This window comes from Curtobacterium sp. 22159 (assembly GCF_052045775.1).
Taxonomy (GTDB): Bacteria; Actinomycetota; Actinomycetes; order Actinomycetales; family Microbacteriaceae; genus Curtobacterium.
Map to the genome: position 1 here is coordinate 1 of NZ_JBQEPN010000009.1, position 23,631 is coordinate 23,631.

Here is a 23,631-nt window from a genome sequence, read left to right on the forward strand (position 1 = left end):
GATGCTCCTCGGGATTGGTGTGGAACGCTGGTCGCGTGCCAACCGCTGCCGACTTCGGGATCACCGATGACGAGGTGAACGTCCTGCGAGCGGGTGTTCGAGAGTGGGGCGGACCGGCGAGTCTCACGGAACCCGTGGCTCGTGCCATCGGCTTCACGAGCGTCCAAGACTTCTTCATCCAGAGCCAGCGCATCGAAGCGTGTCTGCGCGGTGGCGGATCGATGTCGTTCGCGGAATGGCGCAGGACGTTGCTCGCGACAGAACTGGTGTTCGTCTCCGACGTCATCGGTTCCGGGACCGACTGGGAGACGACCACAGGCATCCGTGATGCTGAGGCGCTGCGTCTTCTCCGGAGTCTGCAGCGCAAGATCGTGCCCTGACCGCACTTGCTGCCGTCCGAGTCGCAAAGGCCCGGTCGACGCTGTCCGCTAGCCGATGGGCTACCGAGAGGGCACGCTCAGTAGCGGATTGTGTAGCGCCTCACCCGGACGTCTCCGTGCTGTTCAACCGCTTCAAACTCCGCGCCGTGGTGCTCGAGTGTAGCGATTGACGTTGCGATGTTGTCGAGGCAGAAGGCCAGCACGGAGTTCATACCCAACAATTCAGCGTGACGCACGACCTCGCCAAGGACCTAGGTGGCCACGCCTCGTCCTCGGGCGGATGGGCTGACCCCGTACCCGATGCGTCCGAAGCGGTGCACGCGCTCGTCGTCGGGAGAGCGGAGCGCGATCCCGCCGAGGATTTTCCCGTCTTCGACAATTCACCACAGTTTGCATGAGCCCTGCTGCGTCGAGGCGATCCAACCTTGGAACCCCTGAAGGATGTCGACGTCGTCGTCCGCGCCGATGCCGAAGCCATCTTCATGCAGTCCCGGACCCCACTCGCGTTGCGCCTCGCTCCATGCCTCAAACAACTCGGCGCGCGGTCCCACGAGTTCGATGACAATTTATCCCCGCAGCCAGCCCGGCCAAGAACCGCGACGAGGTAGCACCTCGTCGACGACAGTGCGACAGCGGGTCGCCGAAAAGGAGGTCGTCGTCGGTGTCCGGTCACCGATCCTTCACCAAGACACGAGGCCGCGTCTGGATCTGTCCGATGCAGGTCGGTCCTCATGCAACGTATCGCTAACGCCCTTCAGCGCCGTTCTGCAGGTGCGCCTCATCCTTGAGCTCGCGGTAAGACGAGCGCAGGCGCTTGACACACATCCACACGACTGCGAAGAGATGCACGGCGACCAGCACAAGGGCGCCAGTAATCCACGGCGGTGTCGGGATGAGCACTCCCTGCTTGGAGTGCTGCTGAGTTGCCGCGGTCACCAGCGCAGCACCGGTCAACACGAACGACACCACTACCGCATAGAGGACGTTGGCGAACAACTCGTCAACGAGTTGGGGCAGGAGGGCCTGGCGCTGGACGCGCGGATCGTGGCTGAGGTTCTGCCGCATCTGGAAGACGTAGATGACAACGCCGAATAGGAAACCGGAGAGGATTGATGCGCCGCCCACGATCGCGGAGGCGTCATTGATACGCGCGCCGAACCACCAGCTCGCGGCTCCGAGCACGACTGGCAACGGCACTTGCAGCAGGAAGTCTGGCCAAAGGAGCTGATTGGTCCGGTGATGACGAAGCGTCCGGAAGTGTTCCCGGATCAGGCCGACTCGGGACGATGCGGCGCGAGCCGAGTAGCCAGTGCTTCTGCTGTCCACTGTCCGCTCTTCCACTGGTCCTGCCATGTCAGTCCCATCCCGTCGAAGTAGTCGCGTGCCTCGTCCTGAGCGCGGCGAAGGAACGCAGTCTCTGTGAGAGCGCTCTCGCCGTTGTTCGTGAGCACCGCGCGGATCGCCGGAACCCGCTCCTTTTCGAGGGCGAAGGACTTGACACGACCGTCGCGGCCCTCAACGCGGACGATAGTCTCATCGACTGACGTTCCTTCACCGAAACCCAGGAAATCAGCCGCATCGAGCTGCCGCTTGCGGAGCTTGTCCCAGAACCAACGAGGAAGGATCCGCTCGCCCTTCTCCGGAACGATGCTGTGCTGCAGCCGCCCGAGCGGCTTCGGCTGCGCGCTGGGTCCGTCAGCGATGTCTGGCGTGAAGTTGTAGGAGACGGCGGTGACTTCGATCAGCTCCGCTGCCTCACTCCACGCCGACGTCTCGAGCACCGTCTCGGTGTCGAACGCGTAGGTGGGGAAGCTTGACATCAGCGACCGCTTGAAGAGCTCGATCAGCCCGGGCCCTGACCCCTCGTTACCCTGCCTCTCAACACCGAAGAGTCCAACCTTGCCGCCTGGAGGAACGGTCAGCAGCAGACGCGTGCGGATCGTCGCGGAATCGTCAACCTTTCGGTCATGCTCCGTCGCATGGGTTCGCACGTTGATCGTCTGCCCGGTCTCTCCGTACCAGCCGGAGTTCGCCACGACGACGACGCTACGGCCATTCGCTTTGACCTCTTCGATGCGGGTGTAGCGACCGCGCTGCTCGTCGCGCAGAACGTCTTTGTCGAGTTCGACGAAGAGGCCGTAGAACAGCTCGAGCAGATCGTGTCCGTCGATGTCGTCCAGGACACCGTAGGTCTGCTTGTGGTTTCGGCCAGGCCGAGACCTGATGGTCTCGAGCCCGAGAGTACGTCGCGGCACTGGTTGCCTTTCGGATGGGCAGGGGCGTTCCCCAGCATTTCATGAAGAGTAATCGACTCTGAGTCCTGCCTGCTGCTGACGCGCGCGATCCAGAAGCTTCGCTCGGAACGCACTGAAGATCTGCAAGCGAATTGCTGACGCCGCGCTCGTGTCCCGTTGGACGGCCCCCTACCGGGGGCGGCGCCGTCGAGAACGCAGAGTCGCTTACCGCTGGCGACGTCGGTCCGTCGCCGAGGCGTCTGCTCGCACCGGCTGTCGGGAGCTCTTGTCGCAGATAGGTGATCCGGGATCCTTCGCAGTGAAGGTGCGTCACGCGGACGCGTCGCGCGGGCGGGCGACCGGGGCTCTAGGGTGCCCCCCGTACGGCGACAAGTCGTGCGCGAAGGAGACGATTTTCGTGCGCCGCGACAAAACGCCTGTGGGCGACAGGACATCTTGTCGCCGTCGCCGCTCTTTTCTAGCTGGCCAGCGTTCGACGTCGCCCGAGTCCTTCGAAAATCCTGTCGCCGTTTCGTTGCAGAGCGGATCAGGTTCACTTCACCGGGCCGTGACGTGCAACCGTTGCTGGAGCTGCTCGCGCCCCGGCGCTTGAGGTGATCGATGCGCCGAAGCGGTCAGAACTGGCTGTACCCGTTCCAGTCCTGCTCCACCTTCGACCCGTCCGCATCGAAGATGTCAGGGTCGACCGGGAAGTGCTCGTTCTTAAAGTGATCGAGCGATGACCGTGCCTGATCTCGCAGGGTCGACGTGTCCTCGTCAGGGTGCACGCGGGCAAGCATTGCGGTCCGCCGCTCAACGACTGCGTCCCACAGCTGCCGACAGCTCACCTCCGCCATCAGCTGCGCGGCAACCAGCATCGAGTGAAACTCGAGGACCCTGCGAACCGGCCCATCAACGTGATCAGGTCCCGGTCCTTCACTTCCGTGAACACGTATCGCTGCTGGTTCTGCGGCTCGCTCACCTGAAACCGACGTATTAGCGGGAACAGCAGCCTTCGATGTCCTGCGCTCATTCGGCCTTGCCTGGCCTCTTCAAGTACTCGTAAAGCATTGCCGGCAGCGCCCTCCCGAGCTCGCCGAACAGGCTGCTATCGGTGAAGAGATCGTCGATGAACGCTGGGGTCTCGTCCCGCACCCCGAGCAGTGCCTTCGTGAACGCCTTCGGCAGGGCGGGAGATTCCGCGAACTGCTGCTCCGTGTTCACCGACGCCTGACCCTTGAGATCCTCATCGAGGGCGAGCTTGCCGACGATGTGGTTCATCTGGAGGTCGATGACGCCGACGCCGTACTTGTCACCGAGGCGTTCGTTGAGTTTCTGGATGATCTCCTCGAGGGCGCTGCGGTGCTTCTCGTGGATCGCGCCCGACCCGATCGCGGTGATCGGATCCAGCCCTGGTCCCTGCTCGAGATTCAGCTTCACCGCGTCGCCGGCGCTGATCTTGTAGCCCACGAGGGACACGTCCGAGATGTCGACTGGTTCGAGGATCGTCGCGGTCGAGAGTTGCGGAAGCATGCGGCGGAAGAAGTAGTGCCGGCGGGGCAGGTCGGTGTCTTCGAGGTTGCGGGCTTGGGAGATAAAGTCGTAGAACTTCACGAAGTTCCCCACGTCCGCCTTGAAGAGCCGCAGTTCGTCCTGTTCGTCCTTGTCGTCATCGAGCACCGCCGCGACCCACCGCTTCTGGAACCGGTCCACTGCCGGCGCGGTAGCGGCCGACACCTTCGAGTTCACGTTCAGCCCGCCAGTGAGCGCGGCGTCGAATGCCTGCTCCACCTCGGTCATGTCGTAGATCCCGGCCGAGTCGAGCTTCGCGACGAGGTCGTAGATGAGGTTCGGGTCGGTTGTCGCGGTGAGGGTCGCCTTCCGGTAGTAGGGCAGGAACGCGTCCAGCACCTCTTGTGGGTCATTGACGAAGTCGAGGACGTACGTCTTGTTCTTGCCGGGATGGGTGCGGTTCAGCCGGGACAGGGTCTGCACGGCTTGCACCCCGCCGAGCTTCTTGTCGACGTACATCGCGACCAGGCGGGGCTGATCGAACCCGGTTTGGAACTTCTCCGCCACGATCATCACGTTGAACGTGGCCGGTTTGAACGCTTCCGCGAGATCCGACTGCACCCCAGGGTTCTGGGTCCGCTCCGTCAACCCCTCACCGACATCGTCGGGGTCCTCGACCGTGCCGGAGAACGCCACCAGCGACCGCACCCCCAGCACGCCCGCGTCATCGATGTAGCTGTCGAGGTACTTTTTCCACCGCACGGCCTCGACCCGCGATCCGGTGACGACCATCGCCTTCGCCTTGCCGTCCAGGAGCGGCTGCACGAAGGTGCGGAAGTGGTCGACGACGATCTTGGCCTTCTGGCTGATGTTCGTCGGGTGCAACCGCACATAGCGTACGAGCGCCTTCACCGCGGTTGACTCGTCGACCTCGCCGGCGCCGTCATAGTCGCCGTCGGGGTGTTGCAGCTTCCACGCCACCTTGTACGGCGTGTAGTTCTGCAACACGTCCAGGATGAAGCCCTCCTCGATCGCCTGCTGCATCGAGTACAGGTCGAACGCTTCAGGAGTCGCATCCTGCCCCGCACCATCCGGGATCCGCCCGAACAGCTCCAGGGTCTTCGCTTTCGGGGTGGCGGTGAACGCGAAGTAGGAGATGTTCGGCGCGGACGCGGTGACCTGCATGGCCCACTGCAGGTACGCGTCCGAGTCGATCGGGGCACCCTCCGCGACGGCGGTCTGCTCGTCCGGAGAGAGCACCTTTGTCAAGGCTCCCGCCGTTGACCCGGTCTGCGACGAATGAGCCTCGTCAGCGATTACCGCGAACTGGCGCCCCTTCAGCTCGGGCAGGGTTTGGATTGCGGTGATCAGCGCCTCGAACGATTGAATTGTCACGATCACGATGTTCTTGCCACCGGTGAGCGCGGCGGCGAGCTGCTTCGACTTCGACTCGCCTCCATCCTTGGTGACGGATTGCACCACCCCGGCCTGCTTCTCAAACTGCGCGATCGCGTCCTGCAACTGCTTGTCCAGCACGGTGCGGTCGGTGACGACGACGACCGTGTCGAACACGCGCTGGTTCTGGTCGTCGTGCAGTTGGGAGAGGCGGTGAGCGAGCCAGGAGATGGAGTTGGTCTTCCCCGAACCCGCCGAGTGCTGGACAAGGTAACGGTTCCCTGCCCCCTCGGTCCGCGCCGCCTCAACGAGCCGGGTGACGGCGCGCCACTGGTGGTAGCGGGGGAACAGCACCTTCTGCGTTCTTGTCTTCTTGCCGGTGTCCGGGTCGACATCTGTCTCGACCTGCAGGTGCACGAACGACCCCAACAGCTGCAGCCAGGTGTCGCGCTGGAGGATCTGCTCCCAGAAGTACGAGGAGGCCGACCCGTTCGGGTTCACCGGGTTCCCTGCTCCCTCGTCCGCACCCTTGTTGAACGGCAGGAACCGAGTCGCCGCGCCGGCGAGCTTGGTCGTCATCCGCACCTCGGAGTTGGACACCACGAAGTGCACCAGCGATCGCTTCGCAAACCCGAACAACGGCTCGCCCGCCGGCGACCGGTCGAAGCGATATTGCTCGACGGCGTTCTCGATCTGCTGCGTGAAGTCCGTCTTCAACTCGATCGTCGCAACCGGGATGCCGTTCACGAACAGCACCAGATCCAACGCCTTGTTCGGGTGCTTCACCGAGTAGTGCACCTGACGGACCACCCGGACCCGCATCTTTGCGTACGCCTCGAGCGTGTCCGGGTTCTGAGTAGTTGCTGGCCGGAACTGCGCCAACCGGAACTTCACTGCACCCCCGTGCAGCGGCACCATCGAGAAGCCCTCATGCAGGATGCGGATCGTCCCACCGTTCTTCAACGGATCCAGATCCAGTGACTTCGCCAGACGGGTCAGGATGCCGCGGGCCGCCGCGTCACGCTGAGCGTCCGTGTCGATTGGCCGTACGACCTTCGCGAATTCGGTCGGCTGGGAATCGTCCAACCAACCGACCACGTCCTCGGGGAACAGTGCAAGTTCTCGGTCGTAGCCAGCGTCGGTCGGCGAATACAGCCATCCGTTTGCCGCGAGATGTTCGGCTATCTCCTTCTCCAGCACCGACTCCAGATGCACCCCAGCAACGCCACTCACGCCGCCACCCCCACATCGATCTTCCCCGTCACTGCAGCCGAAATTAGCGCGGCACGGCGCTCCCGCGCCAAGGCGATGCCACGGCGGGCGATCCCGATCGCATCATCGATGGCGCCGACTTGCTCAGCGACTTGTCCGCTGATAGACCGCTGCTCCTCGAGGCTCGGTAACCAGATTGGCGCCGACCGAAGTAAGGGCAGGCGAATGTTGGTGACCGTAGATCCGTTGGCCGCTAGCTCAAAGTAGCTCTGCACTTCGCGCGAGTACAACTGCCAGAGCAGGAACTGCCCATCAGCCTTCGCTGAATCGATCCGCAAGAGCACCATCCTCTGGCCCAGACAGATCTCGCCGGACGGGACCATGCAGGCTTCGCCAGCCGGTGCTTCCCGCGTGAACAACACATCCCCTGGACGGGGGCCGAGCGAGCCATTTCGGCTTCGCCAAGTCGCTTCACTTACAGTTAGTCCCTGCCCGGGTACGTAGACGCCGTCCCGGACCGAAGCTGTTCGAACGGCTTCGAAGTCACCGTCATCGTCGATCTCGGGAGTGGTGTGCGGACAGTCGACGATTGCCTCGCATGCATGTTGTAGCCGCGTGTTCGGCCGCTGCACGGCGAAGGGTGCGTTCACAGCGGCTGCGCGGCGTTCGGTGAGGAGGGTGATGAGTTCCTCGTTCTTCGCGATGAACGCGTCTATTTGCGCCGTCTCCCGATCCAGATAGTCCACAATCGCCCGCTGCACATCCAAGTTCGGGCGAGGGACGCGGAATCGAGCGGCGTACGACTCGGGAACGCGCTTCAGTCCACCGGCCCCGCTCATGTGCGCTTCGCCAGGCGCGCGGAAGTCCGCGGATTGCAAGATCCATGCAAGGTACCGGGAGTCCAGCACGCTCGACGGGCGCATCACCGTTACCTCGGTCGTCGCGAATGCGTGGCCCCCAGGGAGAGCTGTAGCTCGCAGTCCCTTACCGTTTTCGAAGCACGGAGTGACCTTGGCGTACGCGACGTCACCGTCCGCCAGGAACGAGTAGCCCTGCGCGAGCTCGGACGTGGGCCGCATTCGTGAGAAGTCGACAGCGCCAAATTGAGAAATGGCCTCCATCGGCAGGTAGCACGACTCGTCGCTCTTCGTCGCCGTCGGGCGAGGGTTGAACCTGACCAAGTACCGCAGAGGGATCTTTGGCGCAGCGAGAAGCTCGGTATGGATGCTCAACGTTCAACCTCACCAAGCATCGCGCGGAGTTGGTCCATTACGGCGTCAAGATCGCGGTCGATCTCTGCGAGCGGGCGGGGCGGTATGTACTGGTAGAAGTAGCGGGTGAAGGGAATCTCTGCGCCCTCCTTGGTCTTGGAGGGATCGACCCATGCGTCGGGGGCGTAGGGGAGGACTTCGCGGGCGACGTAGGAGTCGACGTCCTCGTCCCATGGCACGTTCTCGGTGTCGCGGAGCGCGGCGTCCGGTTCCGGGTTTCCCTTGGTGTCGGTGCAGGGGTCGGCGGTGTCGTCCTGCTCGCCCAGCCCGGTGGTCACGGTCTTGAGTAGCGGAGCGGAGAGGGTGAGACCTTCGGCTTTCGCAGCATCCTTCAGCGCCTTGTGGAACACCGTGCGGTTCTTCCAGACCGTGTCGGTGCCGAGCCGGTCGATCGCGGCACGCAGCGCTTCGGCATCCGACTCGCTCAGCTTCCGGACGGCTTTGGCTTCGAAGACCGTATCGATGCGTTCCGGGGTGGCGCGCCAGTTGAGTTTGAGGGGGCGCTCGACGGTGATGGTGCGGTACAGAAAATCCTCGTTGCGGAAGATCTTCAAGTGCTCTCCATCCGCGAATCCGGCGTAAAGGCCAACAATCGTCTCGATGTTCTGCGGCGAGAGCTCGTTGCGCTTGGAGCCGAGGCCCTTGCGGAGCTTGGTGAACATCTCGCGGCCGTCGATGAGCTGCACCCGACCCTTGCGGTCGCCTTCCTTGCGGTTGCTGAGGATCCAAATGTAGGTGGAGATGCCAGTGTTGTAGAACATGTCCTTGGGCAGTCCGATGATCGCTTCGACGAGGTCGTTGTCGAGCAGCCACTTGCGGATGTTCGACTCGCCGCCGCCTGCTCCGCCGGAGAACAGCGGCGATCCGTTCAGGACGATCGCCATGCGGGAGCCGCCTTCTTCGGGCTTCCGCATCTTCGACACCATGTGCAGCAGGAACAGCATGGCCCCGTCGCTAACAGCGGGCGTACCGGGGCCAAATCGTCCGTTGAAGCCGAGCTTGGTGTGCTCGTCGTCGACGGAGGTGCGCTGGTCTTTCCAGTCGACGCCGAACGGGGGGTTGGACAGGCCGTAGTCGAACTTCTTGTCGTCAAAGGCGTCTTCGGTGAGGGTGTCGCCAAGGGCGATGTTGTCGACGTCCTGGCCCTTGATGACCATGTCGGCCTTGCAGATCGCGTACGAGGCGTCGTTGTAGTCCTGCCCGTACAGGCTGAGCTGGATCCCCGGGTTCATTCTGCGGAGGTACTCGTCCGCCACGGACAGCATCCCTCCTGTGCCGGCGGTTGGATCATAGATGGATCGGACCACGCCAGACTTCGAGAGGGCGTCGTCGTCGAGGGCGAACAGCAGCTGCACCATCAGCGCGATCACCTCACGGGGCGTGTAGTGGTCGCCGGCGGTCTCGTTCGACTTCTCGTTCGCGAACCGGATGAGTTCCTCGAACACGAGCCCCATCTGGATGTTGCTGACCGTGCGGGGGTGGAAGTCGGCCTGCGCGAACTTCTCCGTGACCGCGAACAGCTTGTTTTTCTCGGCCAGCTTGTTCATGGTCTTGTCGAACTCGAACCGGTCGAAGATGTCGCGCACGTTGGGCGAGAAGCCGGCCAGGTACGAGGACAGGTTTACGCGGAGGTCCTGCGGGTCGGCGACGAGCTTGCCGAGGTCGAAGGGGGACGTGTTGTAGAACTGGAGCCCCGAAGCTTCGGTGAGTGTGACTACCTGCAGGACCTCGGGCAGCGACCCGATCGCCTTCGCGGTTTGAAGGACGGCCGTCTTCGTATCGGCCAGGACAGCGTCGAGCCGGCGAAGCACCGTGAACGGGAGGACTACGGACCCGTACTCCGAGGGCTTGAAGGGGCCGCGGAGAGACTCGGCGATGTTCCAGATAAAGGCGACGTGATTCACCAAGGGGTGGGCACTCCTGCTGTAGAGCAACGAACATGCGGCGCCAACGCCGCGAACCCTCCCATCCTCGTCCATAAGAGGGGAAGCACGCGATGCCGGGCGCCGCGCTCAACAGCGCCTTACACACGCAGGATCGAGGACAACGTCGATCGGGAGGCGTGGGACCGACCAGCGCTGCGGCAGTCGCCGAGAGGAGTGATGGGCATCGTCTCAGGATCGCGAGCAGCGGTCCTGAGCGGTCCCCCTTACTGACGCTTGTACCGGCGGGGGCCGACAACGCTCCCGCTCTGAACATCACGGTGGTCAAACCAATTGGAGGGCGTCCGCCGTCGCTGCTGCCAAGCAACTTGTCCAACTCCGTATTTCAGACACGTTGTCCGGCAGTCGGACAAGTTATCTGGCGGACGACAAACGCCCTACTGCGGCATGTCCACGAACCTCGAGAACATCCCGTGGAACGCCACCGTGATCGTGTCCGTCGGCCCGTTGCGGTGCTTCGCCACGATGAGGTCCGCCTCGCCCTGCCGCGGGTTGTCCTTCTCGTACGCGGACTCGCGGTGCAGCAGGATCACCATGTCGGCGTCCTGCTCGATGGACCCGGATTCACGGAGGTCGGAGATCTGCGGCTTCTTGTCGGCACGCTGCTCGGGGCCACGGTTGAGCTGGGACAGGGCGACGACAGGGACCTGGAGTTCCTTCGCCATGAGCTTGAGCGCACGCGAGAACTCGGAGACCTCCTGCTGACGGCTCTCGACCTTCTTGCCGGAGGTCATGAGCTGGAGGTAGTCGATGACGACCATGCGGAGGCTGTGCTGCTGCTTGAGGCGCCGGCACTTCGCCCGGATCTCGACGAGGGTCATGTTGGGGGAGTCGTCGATGAAGAACGGGGCGTCGTTGATCCGGCCGCGGGTCTGTGCGATGGTCGTCCAGTCGCGGGAGTCGACGGTGCCCTTGCGCATGTTCTGCAGCGGCACGCTGGACTCGGCGGAGAGCAGACGCATGGCGATCTCGGCGCGGCCCATCTCGAGCGAGAAGAACGCGGCGGTCTCGTTGTGCTTGATCGCGGCGGCGCGGCAGAGGTCGAGCGCGAGCGTCGACTTCCCGAGCGCGGGACGCGCGGCGATGATGATGAGCTGGCCGGGGTGGAAGCCGTTCGTGAGCCCGTCGAGCTGCGCGAAGCCGGTCGGGACCCCGGTCATCTGACCGTCACGGCCCTTCGCCGCCTCGATCTCGTCGAGCGCAGCGGAGATGGCGTCGGTGAGCGGGACGTAGTCCTCGGTCTGCACACCACCGGCGACGTTGTAGACCTCGGCCTGGGCGCTGTTGACGAGGTCGGTGACCTCACCCTCAGAGGCGTAGCCCATCTGGACGATGCGTGTACCAGCGTCGACGAGCCGTCGGAGCACCGCCTTCTCGGCGACGATCGCGGCGTAGTACCCGGCGTTCGCTGCCGTCGGCACCATGCTCGTCACGCTGTGCAGGTACTCGGCGCCGCCGGCCCGGGACAGCAGACCGGTCTTGGTCAGCTCGTCGGTGACGGCGATGACGTCGGTCGGCTCGCCGTGGGAGTACAGCGACAGGATCGCGTCGAAGATGACCTCGTGCTTCGGAATGTAGAAGTCCACGCCACGAGCGGTCTCGATGACGTCCGCGACGGCGTCCTTCGACAGGAGCATGCCGCCGATCGTCGACTGTTCGGCGAGCAGGTCGTGCGGCGGGGTGCGCTCCATGCCACCGCGCTCCGCGAAGTCCTGCGGGGCGGGTTCGAGATGCGCGATCGACACACTTGCTCCTCTTGGTTGCACGACGGTCCGAGCGGACCCGACCGAGCCAGTTCTACCCCGGGCGACCGACATCGCCGAGTCGCTGGGCCAAGCTACGGGTACAGAGTTATCCCCAGCAAACGGGCCTGTGGATAACTCTGTGGACAGCCTGCGGAACACGCCGGAGCACTGTGTGGAGAACTGTGGACGAAGGTGTGGACAAGTCGCATGTAGAACACACGTTCGACGCTCTGAACTGGGGTTTTCCGTTCCACACCATGTGTGGAGAAGTGGGGTTCAAGTTCCCCTTGAAGGTTGCTTGTTCGCGTGTTTCGGCTGTGTAAAAGCAGTTGACAAACGCGAACCTGAGGACAACGTTCCCACGTTGCTCCCAGCGATCGCGACCACGTCGGAGCAGTAACCGGTCAGCGCAGGACGAGCCGCGCCTCCAGGCGGGCTCACGACCGACGACAACGCAATGACGGGCGGGCCTCCCGGAGGAGACCCGCCCGTCATCGAGCGGTACGGAACTGCTTACTTGGCAGCCACGACCTGCAGCGAGATCACCGCGGTGATGTCCTCGCGCAGACGCACGGTGGCCTCGTGGTCACCGACGGTCTTGATGGTCGCGGGGACCTCGACCTTGCGCTTGTCGAGCGTGCCGACGCCCTGCGCCTGGACCGCGTCGGCGACGTCGGCCGGACGGACCGAGCCGAACAGACGACCGTCCTTGCCGGCCTTGACGGTCAGCTTGATGGTGGCGTTCTCGAGCTTCATCTTGAGGTCCTGCGCCTCTTCGATGGTGGCGAGCTCACGCGCGGTGCGCGCGGCCCGGATCGACTCGACCTGCTTCTCGCCGCCCTTGGACCACGCGACAGCGAAGCCCTGGGGGATGAGGTAGTTGCGGGCGTAGCCGTTCTTGACGTCGACGACGTCACCGGCGGAACCGAGGCCGGAGACCTCGTGGGTGAGGATGAGCTTCGACATGTGTCGACCTCCGATCAGCGGCCGGAGCCGGCGTAGGGGAGGAGCGCCATCTCACGGGCGTTCTTCACGGCACGGGCGATGAGGCGCTGCTCCTGGACGGAGACGCCGGTGATGCGACGAGCGCGGATCTTGCCACGCTCGGAGATGAACTTGCGAAGGGTCGCGACGTCCTTGTAGTCGATGACGCCGACCTTGATCGACTTCGCGGGAGCGGCGTTCTTACCGCCCTTGCCGCGAGGCTTCCGGCGGTCGCCGGTGCTCTTTCCAGCCATTGTTTTTCCTTAAGAGAAGAAGTTGTGTCCGTTGAACCGGAGGATCAGAACGGCGTCTCGTCGTCGTACGTGCCGCCCGGGGTGCTCCACACGTCGTTCGACTGTGCGTTGCCACCCTGCTGGCCGCCCTGGGGGGACCAGGGAGCGTCCGACTGACCGCCGCCGTTCCAGCCACCGTTGCCGCCGCCCTGGCCACCGGCGTTGCCGCCGCCGACCTGGCCACGACCGCCACCGTTGCCACCCGCAGCACGGGTGACCTGGGCGGTCGCGTAACGGAGCGAGGGGCCGATCTCGTCGACCTCGAGCTCGATGCTCGTGCGCTGCTGGCCCTCACGGTCCTGGTACGAGCGCTGACGGAGGCGACCCTGCGCGATGACGCGCGAGCCCTTCGTCAGCGAGCCCGCCACGTGCTCGGCGAACTCGCGCCACACGCTCGCACGGAGGAACAGCGCGTCGCCGTCCTTCCACTCGTTCGCCTGACGGTCGAACGTACGAGGGGTCGACGCGATGGTGAAGTTCGCCACGGCGAGCCCGTTCTGCGTGTAGCGCAGCTCCGGGTCCGCGGTGAGGTTGCCCACCACCGTGATGACGGTTTCGCCGGCCACGGGTTACTCGGCGCTCGCGGTCGCGTTGGCGGCCTTGCGGGCCGCGCGGGCCTCGTCACGCTGCTTCTGGGCGGCGACCTGGGCGATCGCCTCCTCAGCGCGGAGGACCTTCGTGCGGAGCACGGCCTCGGAGAGGCCGAGCTGACGGTCCAGCTCCTTGGCGGCCTCGGGGGAGGACGTGAAGTCCACGACGGCGTAGATGCCCTCGGACTTCTTCGCGATCTCGTACGCGAGCCGGCGACGGCCCCAGACGTCCACGTTGTCGACGGATCCACCGTCGTTGCGGATGACCGCGAGGAACTTGTCCAGGCTGGGAGCGACGGTGCGCTCGTCGATCTCGGGGTCGAGGATCGCCATCAGTTCGTACTGGTGCATGCGGAACCCACCTCCTTTGGTCTCGAACGGCTCCGGGCGGTTCCCGGAGCAGGAGGGTTGATGCATGTGTCCCGCCACGCAGGAGCGTGCGGACAACCCGGCAAGCTTAGCGGACGGCCTGGAGGCGCGCCACCGGTGCTGTGGAGAACGCTGCGGCCGCCGTGTGGTCGGCCCCACTGCGCGTCGGCGTCAGGCCGTCGCGTCGCGCTCGGCCCACCACGTGCGGAGGCGCTGCTCCGCCTCGTCCTGTCCGAGAGGTCCCTCGTCCATGCGCACCTCGAGCAGGTACCGGTACGCCTCGCCCACGGCACGCCCCGGCGGGATGTCGAGGATCCGCATGATGTCATCACCCGTGAGGTCCGGACGGATGGCGTCGAGTTCCTCCTGGTCGGCGAGCGCCTTGATGCGGTCCTCGAGGTCGTCGTACGCAAAGCCCAACCGGTCGGCCTTCCGCCGGTTCCGGGTGGTGACGTCCGAGCGGGTGAGTTCGTGCAGCCGCTCGAGCAGCGGCCCGGCGTCGCGGACGTACCGGCGCACCGCGGAGTCGGTCCAGGCACCGTCGGTGTACCCGAAGAAGCGCAGGTGCAGCTCGATGAGCCGGCTGACCGCGGCGATCGTGTCGTTGTCGAACCGGAGGGCACGGAGCCGCTTCTTCGCGAGCTTCGAGCCGACGAGGTCGTGGTGGTGGAAGCTCACGGCGCCGCCCGGCTCGAGCTTCCGGGTCGCCGGCTTGCCGATGTCGTGCAGGAGCGCGGCGAGGCGCAACACCGTGTCGGGTGCCTCGCCCGGGTGTCGCTCCGCCTCGTAGCCGATCGCCTGGGTGAGCACCGTGAGGGAGTGCTCGTAGACGTCCTTGTGGTGGTGGTGCTCGTCGATCTCGAGCCGCATCGCGGGGAGTTCCGGGAGGATCCGATCGGCCAGCCCGGTGTCGACGAGCAGCCGTACGCCCGGCACCGGGTCGTCCGTGTCGAGCAACTTGACGAGCTCGTCACGCACGCGTTCGGCGGAGACGATGTCGATCGAGTCCACGAGGTAGGACATGGCCTCGCGCACCTCGTCCGACACGGTGAACCCGAGCTGGGCGGTGAACCGTGCGGCACGCATCATCCTCAGGGGGTCGTCCCGGAACGAGACCGGTGCGGCCTGGGGCGTGTGCAGTCGCCGGGCGAGCAGGTCCTCGACGCCGCCGTGCACGTCGACGAGTTCCCGCGCCGGCAGGCGGAGCGCCATCGCGTTGACGGTGAAGTCGCGACGGAGCAGGTCGTCCTCGATCGTGTCGCCGAACGCCACCTCGGGCTTCCGGGTCTCCCCGTCGTAGACGTCGCTGCGGTAGGTGGTGATCTCCACCTGTTCGCCGGCGACCCGGGCGGCGATCGTGCCGAACTGCCGTCCGACGTCCCAGGTGGCGCTCGCGATCGGTTCGACCACGCGCAGGATGTCGTCCGGACGTGCGTCGGTGGTGAAGTCGAGGTCCGTCACCGGGCGCCCCAGGAACGCGTCACGGACGGGTCCGCCGACGAGGGCCAGTTCGTGTCCGGCGTCGGCGAAGGCCCGAGCGAGGAGGGCGACGGGCTCGGTGGCGGCGAGTGCGTCGAGTCGCTCGACGGCCTGGGCAACGGACTGCATGACGGTCCTCATCCTCCCAGATCGCGTCGCCGAGTTCTCCACATCCTCCGCGCGCACGGGAGCGTCCATGCTCGCGCCTCATACACTCGTCAACGGCCCGAACCGATCCCGTGGCCATCCCGTATGCACATCTTCCGCACCTCGCTCGCCGCCGCAGCGACGGCTCTCGTCGCCCTCGGCCTCGTCATCGCGCCCGCCGCCTCCGACGGCGCCCACGCCACGACCGTGTCCGCGACGAAGACGCGCGAAGCCCACCCTGCTGCTGCGGAAGAGGGCAAGGCCACGATCTCGATCGCTCCTGCCGACCGCGGGATCGTCCGGCGCGACGAAGACCTCGAGCTCTCGGTCACGGTCACGAACGACACCGACTCCGACCTCCCGGCGGGGACGGCGAACCTCGACATCTTCCGCTCGGTGAGCACGCGGGACGTCCTCTCCGACTGGCTCCGCGACACCAGCACGACCGGTTACCTCGGCGCTCCGATGGACTCAGTGGACGTCCCGGCCGTCCCCGCGCACCGATCGGTGACCCTCGACTCGGTGAAGATCGTCCCGGGCAACGTCGGGCTCGGCGGGTACTCCTCCTTCGGAGCCCGTCGGATCGCCGCGGAGTACAAGGCGGGCGCAGCCTACGCCGTCGCCCGCTCGGCCATCACCTGGTACCCGGAGACCGACCAGACCCCCGTGAGCGTGTCGGTCGCGATGCCGATCACCATGCCCAAGACCACCGCGGGTGTCCTCGACGCCGCGGCCCTCGCCGCCGCCACGTCCGTGGACGGCACCCTCACGCAGCAGGTCGACGCGGCGGAGGACCACAACGTCGCCCTGGCCGTGGACCCCCGGATCATCGCCTCCATCCGCCTCCTCGGCGCGGATGCCCCGTCCTCGGCGATCGCCTGGCTGCACCACCTCGAGTCGCTCCGGAACGAGACCTTCGCGCTGCCCTACGCCGACGCGGACGTCACCGGCCTGCGTCAGGCAGGGTCGAACGAGATCCTGTCGCCGATCTCGCTCGACCAGGAGATCGACCCGACCCACTTCCCCGGCGCGACGACGCCCAGCCCCACCCCGACCGACGTCGCGCCCACGCCGACGGACACACCGAGCGCCACCTCGACGCCCCGAGCCGGAGCGACGGACGCCGCCGACCCCACCACGGACGCCGGCAGCACGAACGACGAGACGCCCGCGACCCTGCCGACCACCGCGTCGCTGCTCGACTTCCCCTACTCGATGGACGCGATCGCATGGCCGTCCGACGGCACGGTGACCGCCGCTGACCTGCCGGCCCTGGCGAAGGCCGGCACGAAGACCACGATCGTCTCGAGCGGCAACACCTCGGCCGGTGCCGACGCGACCGTCGCCGCCTCCGAGACCATCGGCGGCCAGCACGTCCTCGTCTCCGACCAGTCGATGTCGTCCCTGCTGCGCACCGCCGCGACGGCCTCCGACCAGCACGAGTGGACCACGGCGATGGCCGAGCTCACCGCGACGCTGGCGACCGCGGCGCGGGCCGGCACCGCGGACGGCCCGATCCTGCTCACCCTCGGGCGCGACTGGCCCACGAACTCCACGCGGCTGAGCCAGGCCCTGGACGCGATCGAGGGCACCCCGTGGGTCGCTCCGGCAGACCTCTCGACGACCGCAGCGGCGTCGGCCGGCACGCTCGCGCTGACCGCCGGATCGAACGGGGACGCCCGCATCGACCAGCTCGACCGCCTGGTCGACGGCGAGCAGGAGCTCACGGCGTTCTCGTCCGCGCTGGACACCCCGTCCGACCTCACCGCCCCGGCACGGCTCAGCCTGCTCGCACTGGCGTCGAACGCGTGGCGCTCCGACCCCGACGGCCTCGCCACCGCGGTGGCCGCTCGTGTCGCGAACTGGTCCGACAAGGTGTCGCAGGTCAGCATCCCCGACTCGAGCAGTCTCACCCTGCTCGGCGACCGGTCCTCGCTGCCCATCTCGATCCGGAACAGCTCGAAGTACCCCGTCACGGTCCGCCTGTCCGTCCAGCCGTCGAACTCCGCCCTGCGGGTCGTGCGGAACGACATCGAGGTGAAGGTCCAGCCGGAGTCCTCCACCCGCACCACCGTGCCGGTGCAGTCGGTCGCGAACGGCAAGGTCGCCCTGACCCTGACGCTCGCCAGTCCGACGGGCGTCAAGATCGCCACCCCGACCACCGTCGAGCTCAACGTGCAGGCCCAGTGGGAGACCGTCATCACGGCCGCAGCCGCGGCAGCGCTGGTCGCGATCTTCGGCTTCGGCATCTTCCGGAGCATCCGCAAGCGGATCCGCCGTCGCAACGGCGAGCTCGACGACGAGGACGACGAGGACCCGAACCGTCCGCTCGACGTCCAGCCCGTCGTCGGAGGCGCGCCCGTCGCCGCCGCGACGGCGTCCGCCGGACCCGCACCGCTCCTCCAGTCCGACCCCGCACCCCGCGACGAACCGCCCGTCGCGCCCGAGGAGCCGACCATCAGCACCACCCAGCCCCAGCCGTCCGTCGACGCGGAACCGGCCGCAGAGCGCAGCCTCGGCCGCGCGAGCGCCATGCTCGCCGCGGGGACGATGGTCTCCCGCGTGCTCGGCTTCGCCAAGACGTTCGTCCTCGCCTTCGCGATCGGCAACACCGGGTCCGACGCCGCCAACGCGTTCGCCATCTCGAACCAGCTGCCGAACAACATCTACGCGCTCATCGCGGGTGGTCTGCTGTCCGCGGTGCTCATCCCGCAGATCGTCCGGTCGATGAAGCAGCACGCCGACGGCGGCACGGCGTACGTGAACAAGATCGTCACGCTGGGCGGCTCCGCGTTCCTCGTGATCACCGTCGTGGCGACGCTGCTCGCGCCGGTGCTGGTGCGCCTCTACAGCCAGAGCGCCGGAGACGGCGGGAAGGGCTTCAGCCCGGCCACGACCGACCTGGCGGTCGCGTTCGCGTTCTGGTGCCTCCCCCAGATCCTCTTCTACGCGATGTACTCGCTGCTGGGGGAGGTCCTCAACGCGAAGCAGGTGTTCGGTCCGTTCACCTGGGCACCACTGCTCAACAACGTCATCGCGATCGCCGGCCTCATCGTCTTCATCGCGCTGTTCGGCGGACGCGGGGTCAACGCGTCGCCGGACGACTGGACACCCCTGAAGATCGCGGTGCTCGCCGGGAGCGCCTCGCTCGGCGTCCTCGTGCAGGCCGCGTTCCTCCCGCTGTTCTGGAAGCGTGCCGGGCTGAGCTTCCGACCAGACTTCCGCTGGCGCGGCGTGGGCCTGAAGTCGACCGGGACGGCCGCTGGCTGGCTCTTCGCCATGATCCTCGTCACGCAGCTCGCCGGCGTGGTGCAGGCCCGCGTCGCGTCGCTCGCCACGGGCGCCGGGAACGCCACGCTGAGCACCACCTGGCTGCTCTTCATGCTGCCGCACTCGATCATCACCGTGTCGATCGCGACCGCCTACTTCACCCGGATGAGCCACGACGCCGAACGCGGCGACCTGGACGCGGTACGGCGGAACCTGTCCCTCTCGCTCCGGATCGTCGGGCTGTTCACGGTGTTCGCCTCCGTGGCGCTCATCGTGACCGCGATGCCGTTCGCCCGCATCTGGGAGAACGAGTTCGGGCACACGCAGTCGATGGCGCTCGTGCTCGTCGCCTACATGCCGGGGCTCGTGCTGTTCAGCATGCTCTTCATCATCCAGCGGGTGTTCTGGGCGCTCCACGACCACCGCACGCCGTTCCTCATGCAGCTGGTGCAGTCCGGGCTGTTCGTGATCGGTGCGCTGTCCGTCGCCATGCTGCCGGGTTCGATCATCGGCGTCGGCATCGCGGTGTGCACGACGCTCGCCGGCTCCGCGCAGACCATCGTCGCGCTCGTGCTCGTCCGGAAGCGGCTGGGCGGCATCGAGGGTGCGGTCGTGACGCGGTCCCACGTGCAGTTCATCATCGCGGCGCTCATCGCCGGGGTCGCCGGCCTCATCGTCGCGGACTTCTTCGGCGCCTTCTCGCCGGACGGCTTCGCGATGGCCGACGTCACCGGGGCCCTCATCACGCTGGCCCTCACCGGAGCGGTGATGGTCGTCATCTACTTCGGTGCACTCGTGGTCGCGAAGAACGGCGAGATCCGGGGCGCCGTCGACATCCTGCGCAAGCGACTCGGCCGCTGAGCCCGGCGCCCAGGGCGGCGGAATGCCGCGCCGGTAGCATGTGTTGACCCGGTCAGCGATCTCTACGGAAGGGCAGCAGGCATGCGCCAGCTCATCATCATCGGTTCCGGCCCGGCCGGGTTCACCGCCGGCATCTACGCCGCGCGTGCGGAGCTCGAGCCCCTCATCGTCGCGTCGAGCGTCGAGACCGGCGGCGAGCTCACCAAGACGACCGAGGTCGAGAACTTCCCGGGCTTCCCCGAGGGGATCCAGGGCCCCGACCTCATGATCAAGATGCAGGAGCAGGCCGAGAAGTTCGGCGCCGAGGTGCTGTACGACGACGCCGTCTCCGTCGACCTGACCGGCGAGGTCAAGAAGGTCACGGTGGGCTCCGGCGAGACGTACGAAGCCCTCGCCGTCATCTACGCCACGGGTTCGGCATACCGCCACCTCGGGCTCGCCGACGAGGAACGCCTGTCCGGCCACGGCGTGAGCTGGTGCGCCACCTGCGACGGCTTCTTCTTCCGGCAGAAGAACATCGCCGTCGTCGGCGGTGGCGACTCCGCGATGGAAGAGGCGACGTTCCTCACCCGCTTCGCGGACAAGGTCACCGTCATCCACCGCAAGGACACCCTCCGCGCGTCGAAGATCATGCAGGACCGCGCCTTCAACGACCCGAAGATCGAGTTCGCCTGGAACAAGGAGGTCACCGGCATCACGGGTGACTCCGCGGTCGAGGGCGTCACGCTGAAGGACACCGTCACCGGCGAGGAGTCCGAGCTCGCGCTCGACGGGCTGTTCATCGCGATCGGCAACGACCCGCGCACCCACCTCATCCACGGCCAGATCGACATCGCGCCCGAGGGCACCATCGCCGTGCAGGGTCGGTCCTCGAAGACGAACCTCCCCGGCGTGTTCGCTGCGGGTGACGTCATCGACCCGACCTACCGCCAGGCGATCACGGCAGCGGGCTCCGGCACGATCGCCGCGCTCGACGCCGAGAAGTACCTCGCCGAGCTCGACGACGCGCTCACCGAACCGGCCGTCGGCGTGACCCCGGAAGAGCCCGTCACGATCGACGTGACCGCCCGAGCCTGACACCGCCCCGCCGGCCGCGGGAATACTCCGGCGGGCGAGCTGTTGCACCAACTGATCGACTTCTCGAAGGAGCACACATGTCCAACGCCAAGGCAGTCACCGACGCCACCTTCTCGGACGAGGTCCTCAAGTCCGACAAGACGATCCTCGTCGACTTCTGGGCCGAGTGGTGTGGCCCGTGTCGCGCGGTCTCGCCGATCCTCGACCAGATCGCGGCCGAGCACGCCGACAAGATCGAGATCGTCAAGCTCAACGTCGACGACAACCCGCAGTCGGCCATGAACTACCAGATCACGTCCATCCCGGCGATGAAGGTCTTCAAGGGCGGCGAGGTCGTCAAGACCGTCATCGGCGCCAAGCCGAAGCCGGCGCTCGAGGCCGACCTGGCCGAGTTCCTCGCGTAGGACGCTCCACCGAACGGCCCCGCTCCCCGAACCGGGAGCGGGGCCGTTCGTCGTTCCGGTCCACTGGTTCAGGATCGGCCCCGTCGCGGAGCCCTGGATTCCGGGGTCGATGTCGTAGTGTGGCGGGAATGTCCGACTGAAACGGAGCACTCATGACGAACGGCAACAGCCTCGACCCCTGGTACGACTCCTACGCCCAGCGCACCGCCGGGCTGAGCGCCTCCGAGGTCCGAGCTCTGTTCGCCGTCGCGTCGCGGCCCGAGGTGGTCTCGCTCGCCGGCGGCATGCCGTACGTCTCCGCGCTGCCCCGCGAGCTCGTCACGGGCTCCCTCGACCGCGTCATGACCGAGGACGCTGCCATGGCCCTGCAGTACGGCGGCGGCCAGGGACTGCGGTCCCTCCGTGAGCACATCGTCGACGTCATGAGCCTCGAGGGCATCCGCGCCAGTGCGGAGGACGTCGTCGTCACCACGGGCTCGCAGCACGCGCTCGACCTCGTCACGCGGCTGTTCATCGATCCGGGTGACGTCGTCCTGGCCGAGTCCCCGTCCTACGTCGGCGCGATCGGCGTCTTCCGCTCGTACCAGGCCGAGACGGTGCACGTCACGACGGACGAGAACGGTCTCGTCCCCGAGGCGCTGCGTGCGGCGATCGCGAACCTGCGGACGCAGGGCAAGCGGATCAAGTTCCTCTACACGATCCCGAACTTCCACAACCCCGCCGGCGTCACGATGAGCCGAGAGCGGCGCATCGAGATCCTCGACATCTGCCGGTCGAACAACATCCTCGTGCTCGAGGACAACCCGTACGGGCTGCTGTGGTTCGACGAGCCGGCACCGCAGGCCATCCGCTCCATCGACGAGGAGGGGGTCGTGTACCTGGGCTCCTTCTCGAAGACCCTCGCGCCCGGCTTCCGCGTCGGTTGGGCCCTCGCGCCGCACGCCATCCGCGAGAAGCTCGTGCTCGCCAACGAGTCGGCCGTCCTCGCGCCGAACTCGTTCGGTCAGTACGTCGTGAACGCCTACCTCGACGCGGCGGACTGGAAGGGCCAGGTCGACACCTTCCGTGGCCTCTACGCAGAGCGGCGGGACGCCATGCTGTCGACCCTGGGGGAGTTCCTCCCGGACCTCTCGTGGACGAAGCCGAACGGAGGCTTCTTTGTCTGGCTGACCCTGCCCGAGTCGCTCGACTCGAAGGGGATGCTGCCCCGCGCCGTGAAGGAGCTGGTCGCGTACACCCCCGGTACCGCCTTCTACGCTGACGGTCGGGGCGGCGGCCACATCCGCCTCTCCTTCTGCTACCCGACGCCGGAGCAGATCCGCGTGGGCGTGAAGCGACTCGCCAACGTCGTCAACGACGAGCTCGAGCTCATCGAGACGTTCGGACCGGCTACCCGACCGAACACGGTGGTCCGCCCCACCTCCGCGGTCAGCGCTCCGCCGCCGAACATCTCCTGACCAGGCATTTCCGCCGATAGTACGCGCACCGGAGGTCCTTCCCGCATGGCCGAGCTCACTCGCCGCCACGTCGTCGTCGTTGCCGGGGGCATCTCGCACGAACGCGACGTCTCCCTGCGATCAGGCCGTCGCGTCGCCGACTCGCTGACCGGGTACGGGTGGCAGGTCGATCTGCGGGACGCTGACGCCTCCCTCCTGCCGTCCCTCCGGGAGACCCGTCCAGACGTGGTCTGGCCCGCCCTGCACGGGGCGTCCGGTGAGGACGGCGCCCTGCGGGGCATCCTGGAGGCGCTCGACATCCCGTTCGTCGGCTCACGGTCCACCTCGGCCCGGCTCGCATGGGACAAGCCCACCGCCTCCGCGCTCGTCGCGCGGGCCGGCGTCCGCACCCCGCGCTCGGTCACACTCTCGCACGACGTGTTCCGTGAGCTCGGCGCGGTGGGTGTCCTCGAGAGCATCGCCGCCGAGCATCCGGTCCCGCTCGCCGTGAAGCCGGCCCGCGGCGGGAGCGCGCAGGGCGTGACGCTCGTGGACGACGTCAACGACCTTCCTCGCGCGATGGTGACGGCGTACACGTACTGTGACGACGTCGTCGTGGAGCAGCTCATCCGTGGGACCGAGGTAGCCATCGGGATCATCGACACCGGTGACGGCCCGGTCGCCCTCGGCGCTGTCGAGATCGTTCCGCGCAGTGGCATCTACGGCTTCGAGGCGCGCTACAACGCGGGGGAGACGACGTTCTACACGCCGGCGCGCCTGTCGGAGGAGTTCGCCGATGCAGCATCCACGGCCGCCGTCGCCGCACACGAGGCCCTGGGCCTCCGGCACATCTCCCGCGTCGACATCATCATCGATGCCGTGGGGACCCCGTGGTTCCTGGAAGCCAACGTCCTTCCCGGCCTCACGGAAACGTCGCTCGTACCTCAGGCGCTGTCCGCCTCCGGGTTCGACCTGGGCTGGACCTACGCCGAGCTGGCTGAGCAGGCGATCCGCGACCACCAAGCCTGA

Annotated in this window: 19 protein-coding genes; 6 read left to right on the plus strand and 13 right to left on the minus strand. The window is 66.6% G+C overall.

Annotated elements, in window-relative coordinates; genetic code table 11:
* The coding region (locus tag ACTJKO_RS11420; RefSeq protein ID WP_440685933.1) for a hypothetical protein at nucleotides 1-380 on the plus strand (380 nt) is incomplete at its 5' end.
* 251 nt (nucleotides 381-631) lie between these two features.
* On the opposite strand, the gene ACTJKO_RS11425 is transcribed toward ACTJKO_RS11420, so the two are convergent.
* The 13 genes from ACTJKO_RS11425 to ACTJKO_RS11485 form a co-directional block, all read right to left on the minus strand.
* Nucleotides 632-760, minus strand: a complete 129-nt coding sequence (locus ACTJKO_RS11425; protein ID WP_440689057.1) for a GNAT family N-acetyltransferase — start codon at nucleotides 758-760, stop codon at nucleotides 632-634.
* A gap of 364 nt (nucleotides 761-1,124) precedes the next feature.
* Nucleotides 1,125-1,706, minus strand: a complete 582-nt coding sequence (locus tag ACTJKO_RS11430; protein ID WP_440688746.1) for a hypothetical protein — start codon at nucleotides 1,704-1,706, stop codon at nucleotides 1,125-1,127.
* Nucleotides 1,649-2,635, minus strand: coding sequence for a hypothetical protein (locus tag ACTJKO_RS11435; protein WP_440688748.1), 987 nt, complete (start codon nucleotides 2,633-2,635; stop codon nucleotides 1,649-1,651). Before ACTJKO_RS11435 ends, ACTJKO_RS11430 begins: the two co-directional genes overlap by 58 nt.
* Nucleotides 2,636-3,249: 614 nt before the next feature.
* Nucleotides 3,250-3,492, minus strand: coding sequence for a hypothetical protein (locus tag ACTJKO_RS11440; RefSeq protein ID WP_440688750.1), 243 nt, complete (start codon nucleotides 3,490-3,492; stop codon nucleotides 3,250-3,252).
* 151 nt (nucleotides 3,493-3,643) lie between these two features.
* The gene (locus ACTJKO_RS11445; RefSeq protein WP_440688752.1) at nucleotides 3,644-6,754 is read right to left on the minus strand and encodes a type I restriction endonuclease subunit R; all 3,111 of its coding nucleotides are present in this window, start codon (nucleotides 6,752-6,754) and stop codon (nucleotides 3,644-3,646) included.
* Nucleotides 6,751-7,965 (minus strand): hypothetical protein, encoded by a 1,215-nt coding sequence (locus ACTJKO_RS11450; protein ID WP_440688754.1) that lies wholly within the window; start codon nucleotides 7,963-7,965, stop codon nucleotides 6,751-6,753. The genes ACTJKO_RS11445 and ACTJKO_RS11450 overlap by 4 nt, the downstream gene beginning before the upstream one ends.
* Complete coding sequence (locus ACTJKO_RS11455) at nucleotides 7,962-9,908, minus strand: type I restriction-modification system subunit M (protein WP_440688755.1); 1,947 nt, start codon at nucleotides 9,906-9,908, stop codon at nucleotides 7,962-7,964. The genes ACTJKO_RS11450 and ACTJKO_RS11455 overlap by 4 nt, the downstream gene beginning before the upstream one ends.
* A 416-nt stretch (nucleotides 9,909-10,324) precedes the next feature.
* Nucleotides 10,325-11,692: a replicative DNA helicase gene (dnaB, locus tag ACTJKO_RS11460; protein WP_440688757.1), complete on the minus strand. Its 1,368-nt coding sequence runs from the start codon at nucleotides 11,690-11,692 to the stop codon at nucleotides 10,325-10,327.
* 513 nt (nucleotides 11,693-12,205) lie between these two features.
* Nucleotides 12,206-12,658: a 50S ribosomal protein L9 gene (gene rplI / locus ACTJKO_RS11465; RefSeq protein ID WP_440688759.1), complete on the minus strand. Its 453-nt coding sequence runs from the start codon at nucleotides 12,656-12,658 to the stop codon at nucleotides 12,206-12,208.
* Nucleotides 12,659-12,672: 14 nt separating this feature from the next.
* Nucleotides 12,673-12,930, minus strand: a complete 258-nt coding sequence (gene rpsR / locus ACTJKO_RS11470) for a 30S ribosomal protein S18 (RefSeq protein ID WP_017887834.1) — start codon at nucleotides 12,928-12,930, stop codon at nucleotides 12,673-12,675.
* 44 nt (nucleotides 12,931-12,974) lie between these two features.
* Nucleotides 12,975-13,535 carry a single-stranded DNA-binding protein gene (locus ACTJKO_RS11475; protein ID WP_440688761.1) on the minus strand — a complete coding sequence of 187 codons (561 nt, stop codon included), beginning with the start codon at nucleotides 13,533-13,535 and terminating at the stop codon, nucleotides 12,975-12,977.
* A gap of 3 nt (nucleotides 13,536-13,538) precedes the next feature.
* Entirely contained in the window at nucleotides 13,539-13,910 is a 372-nt protein-coding gene (gene rpsF / locus ACTJKO_RS11480) for a 30S ribosomal protein S6 (RefSeq protein ID WP_440688763.1), read from the minus strand.
* A 189-nt stretch (nucleotides 13,911-14,099) separates the two neighbouring features.
* Nucleotides 14,100-15,536, minus strand: coding sequence for a CCA tRNA nucleotidyltransferase (locus ACTJKO_RS11485; protein ID WP_440688765.1), 1,437 nt, complete (start codon nucleotides 15,534-15,536; stop codon nucleotides 14,100-14,102).
* Between the two features lie 123 nt (nucleotides 15,537-15,659).
* On the opposite strand from ACTJKO_RS11485, the gene ACTJKO_RS11490 reads away from it, so the two are divergent.
* The 5 genes from ACTJKO_RS11490 (at nucleotide 15,660) to ACTJKO_RS11510 (ending at nucleotide 23,631) form a co-directional block, all read left to right on the plus strand.
* Nucleotides 15,660-19,685, plus strand: a complete 4,026-nt coding sequence (locus ACTJKO_RS11490) for a DUF6049 family protein (RefSeq protein WP_440688767.1) — start codon at nucleotides 15,660-15,662, stop codon at nucleotides 19,683-19,685.
* Between the two features lie 81 nt (nucleotides 19,686-19,766).
* The gene (gene trxB, locus ACTJKO_RS11495; RefSeq protein ID WP_440688769.1) at nucleotides 19,767-20,762 is read left to right on the plus strand and encodes a thioredoxin-disulfide reductase; all 996 of its coding nucleotides are present in this window, start codon (nucleotides 19,767-19,769) and stop codon (nucleotides 20,760-20,762) included.
* Between the two features lie 77 nt (nucleotides 20,763-20,839).
* A complete protein-coding gene (gene trxA / locus ACTJKO_RS11500) occupies nucleotides 20,840-21,166 on the plus strand; it encodes a thioredoxin (RefSeq protein ID WP_022832611.1) in 327 nt (108 codons plus the stop codon).
* Between the two features lie 152 nt (nucleotides 21,167-21,318).
* Nucleotides 21,319-22,623 (plus strand): PLP-dependent aminotransferase family protein, encoded by a 1,305-nt coding sequence (locus ACTJKO_RS11505; protein ID WP_440688771.1) that lies wholly within the window; start codon nucleotides 21,319-21,321, stop codon nucleotides 22,621-22,623.
* Nucleotides 22,624-22,668: 45 nt separating this feature from the next.
* Complete coding sequence (locus tag ACTJKO_RS11510) at nucleotides 22,669-23,631, plus strand: D-alanine--D-alanine ligase family protein (protein ID WP_440688772.1); 963 nt, start codon at nucleotides 22,669-22,671, stop codon at nucleotides 23,629-23,631.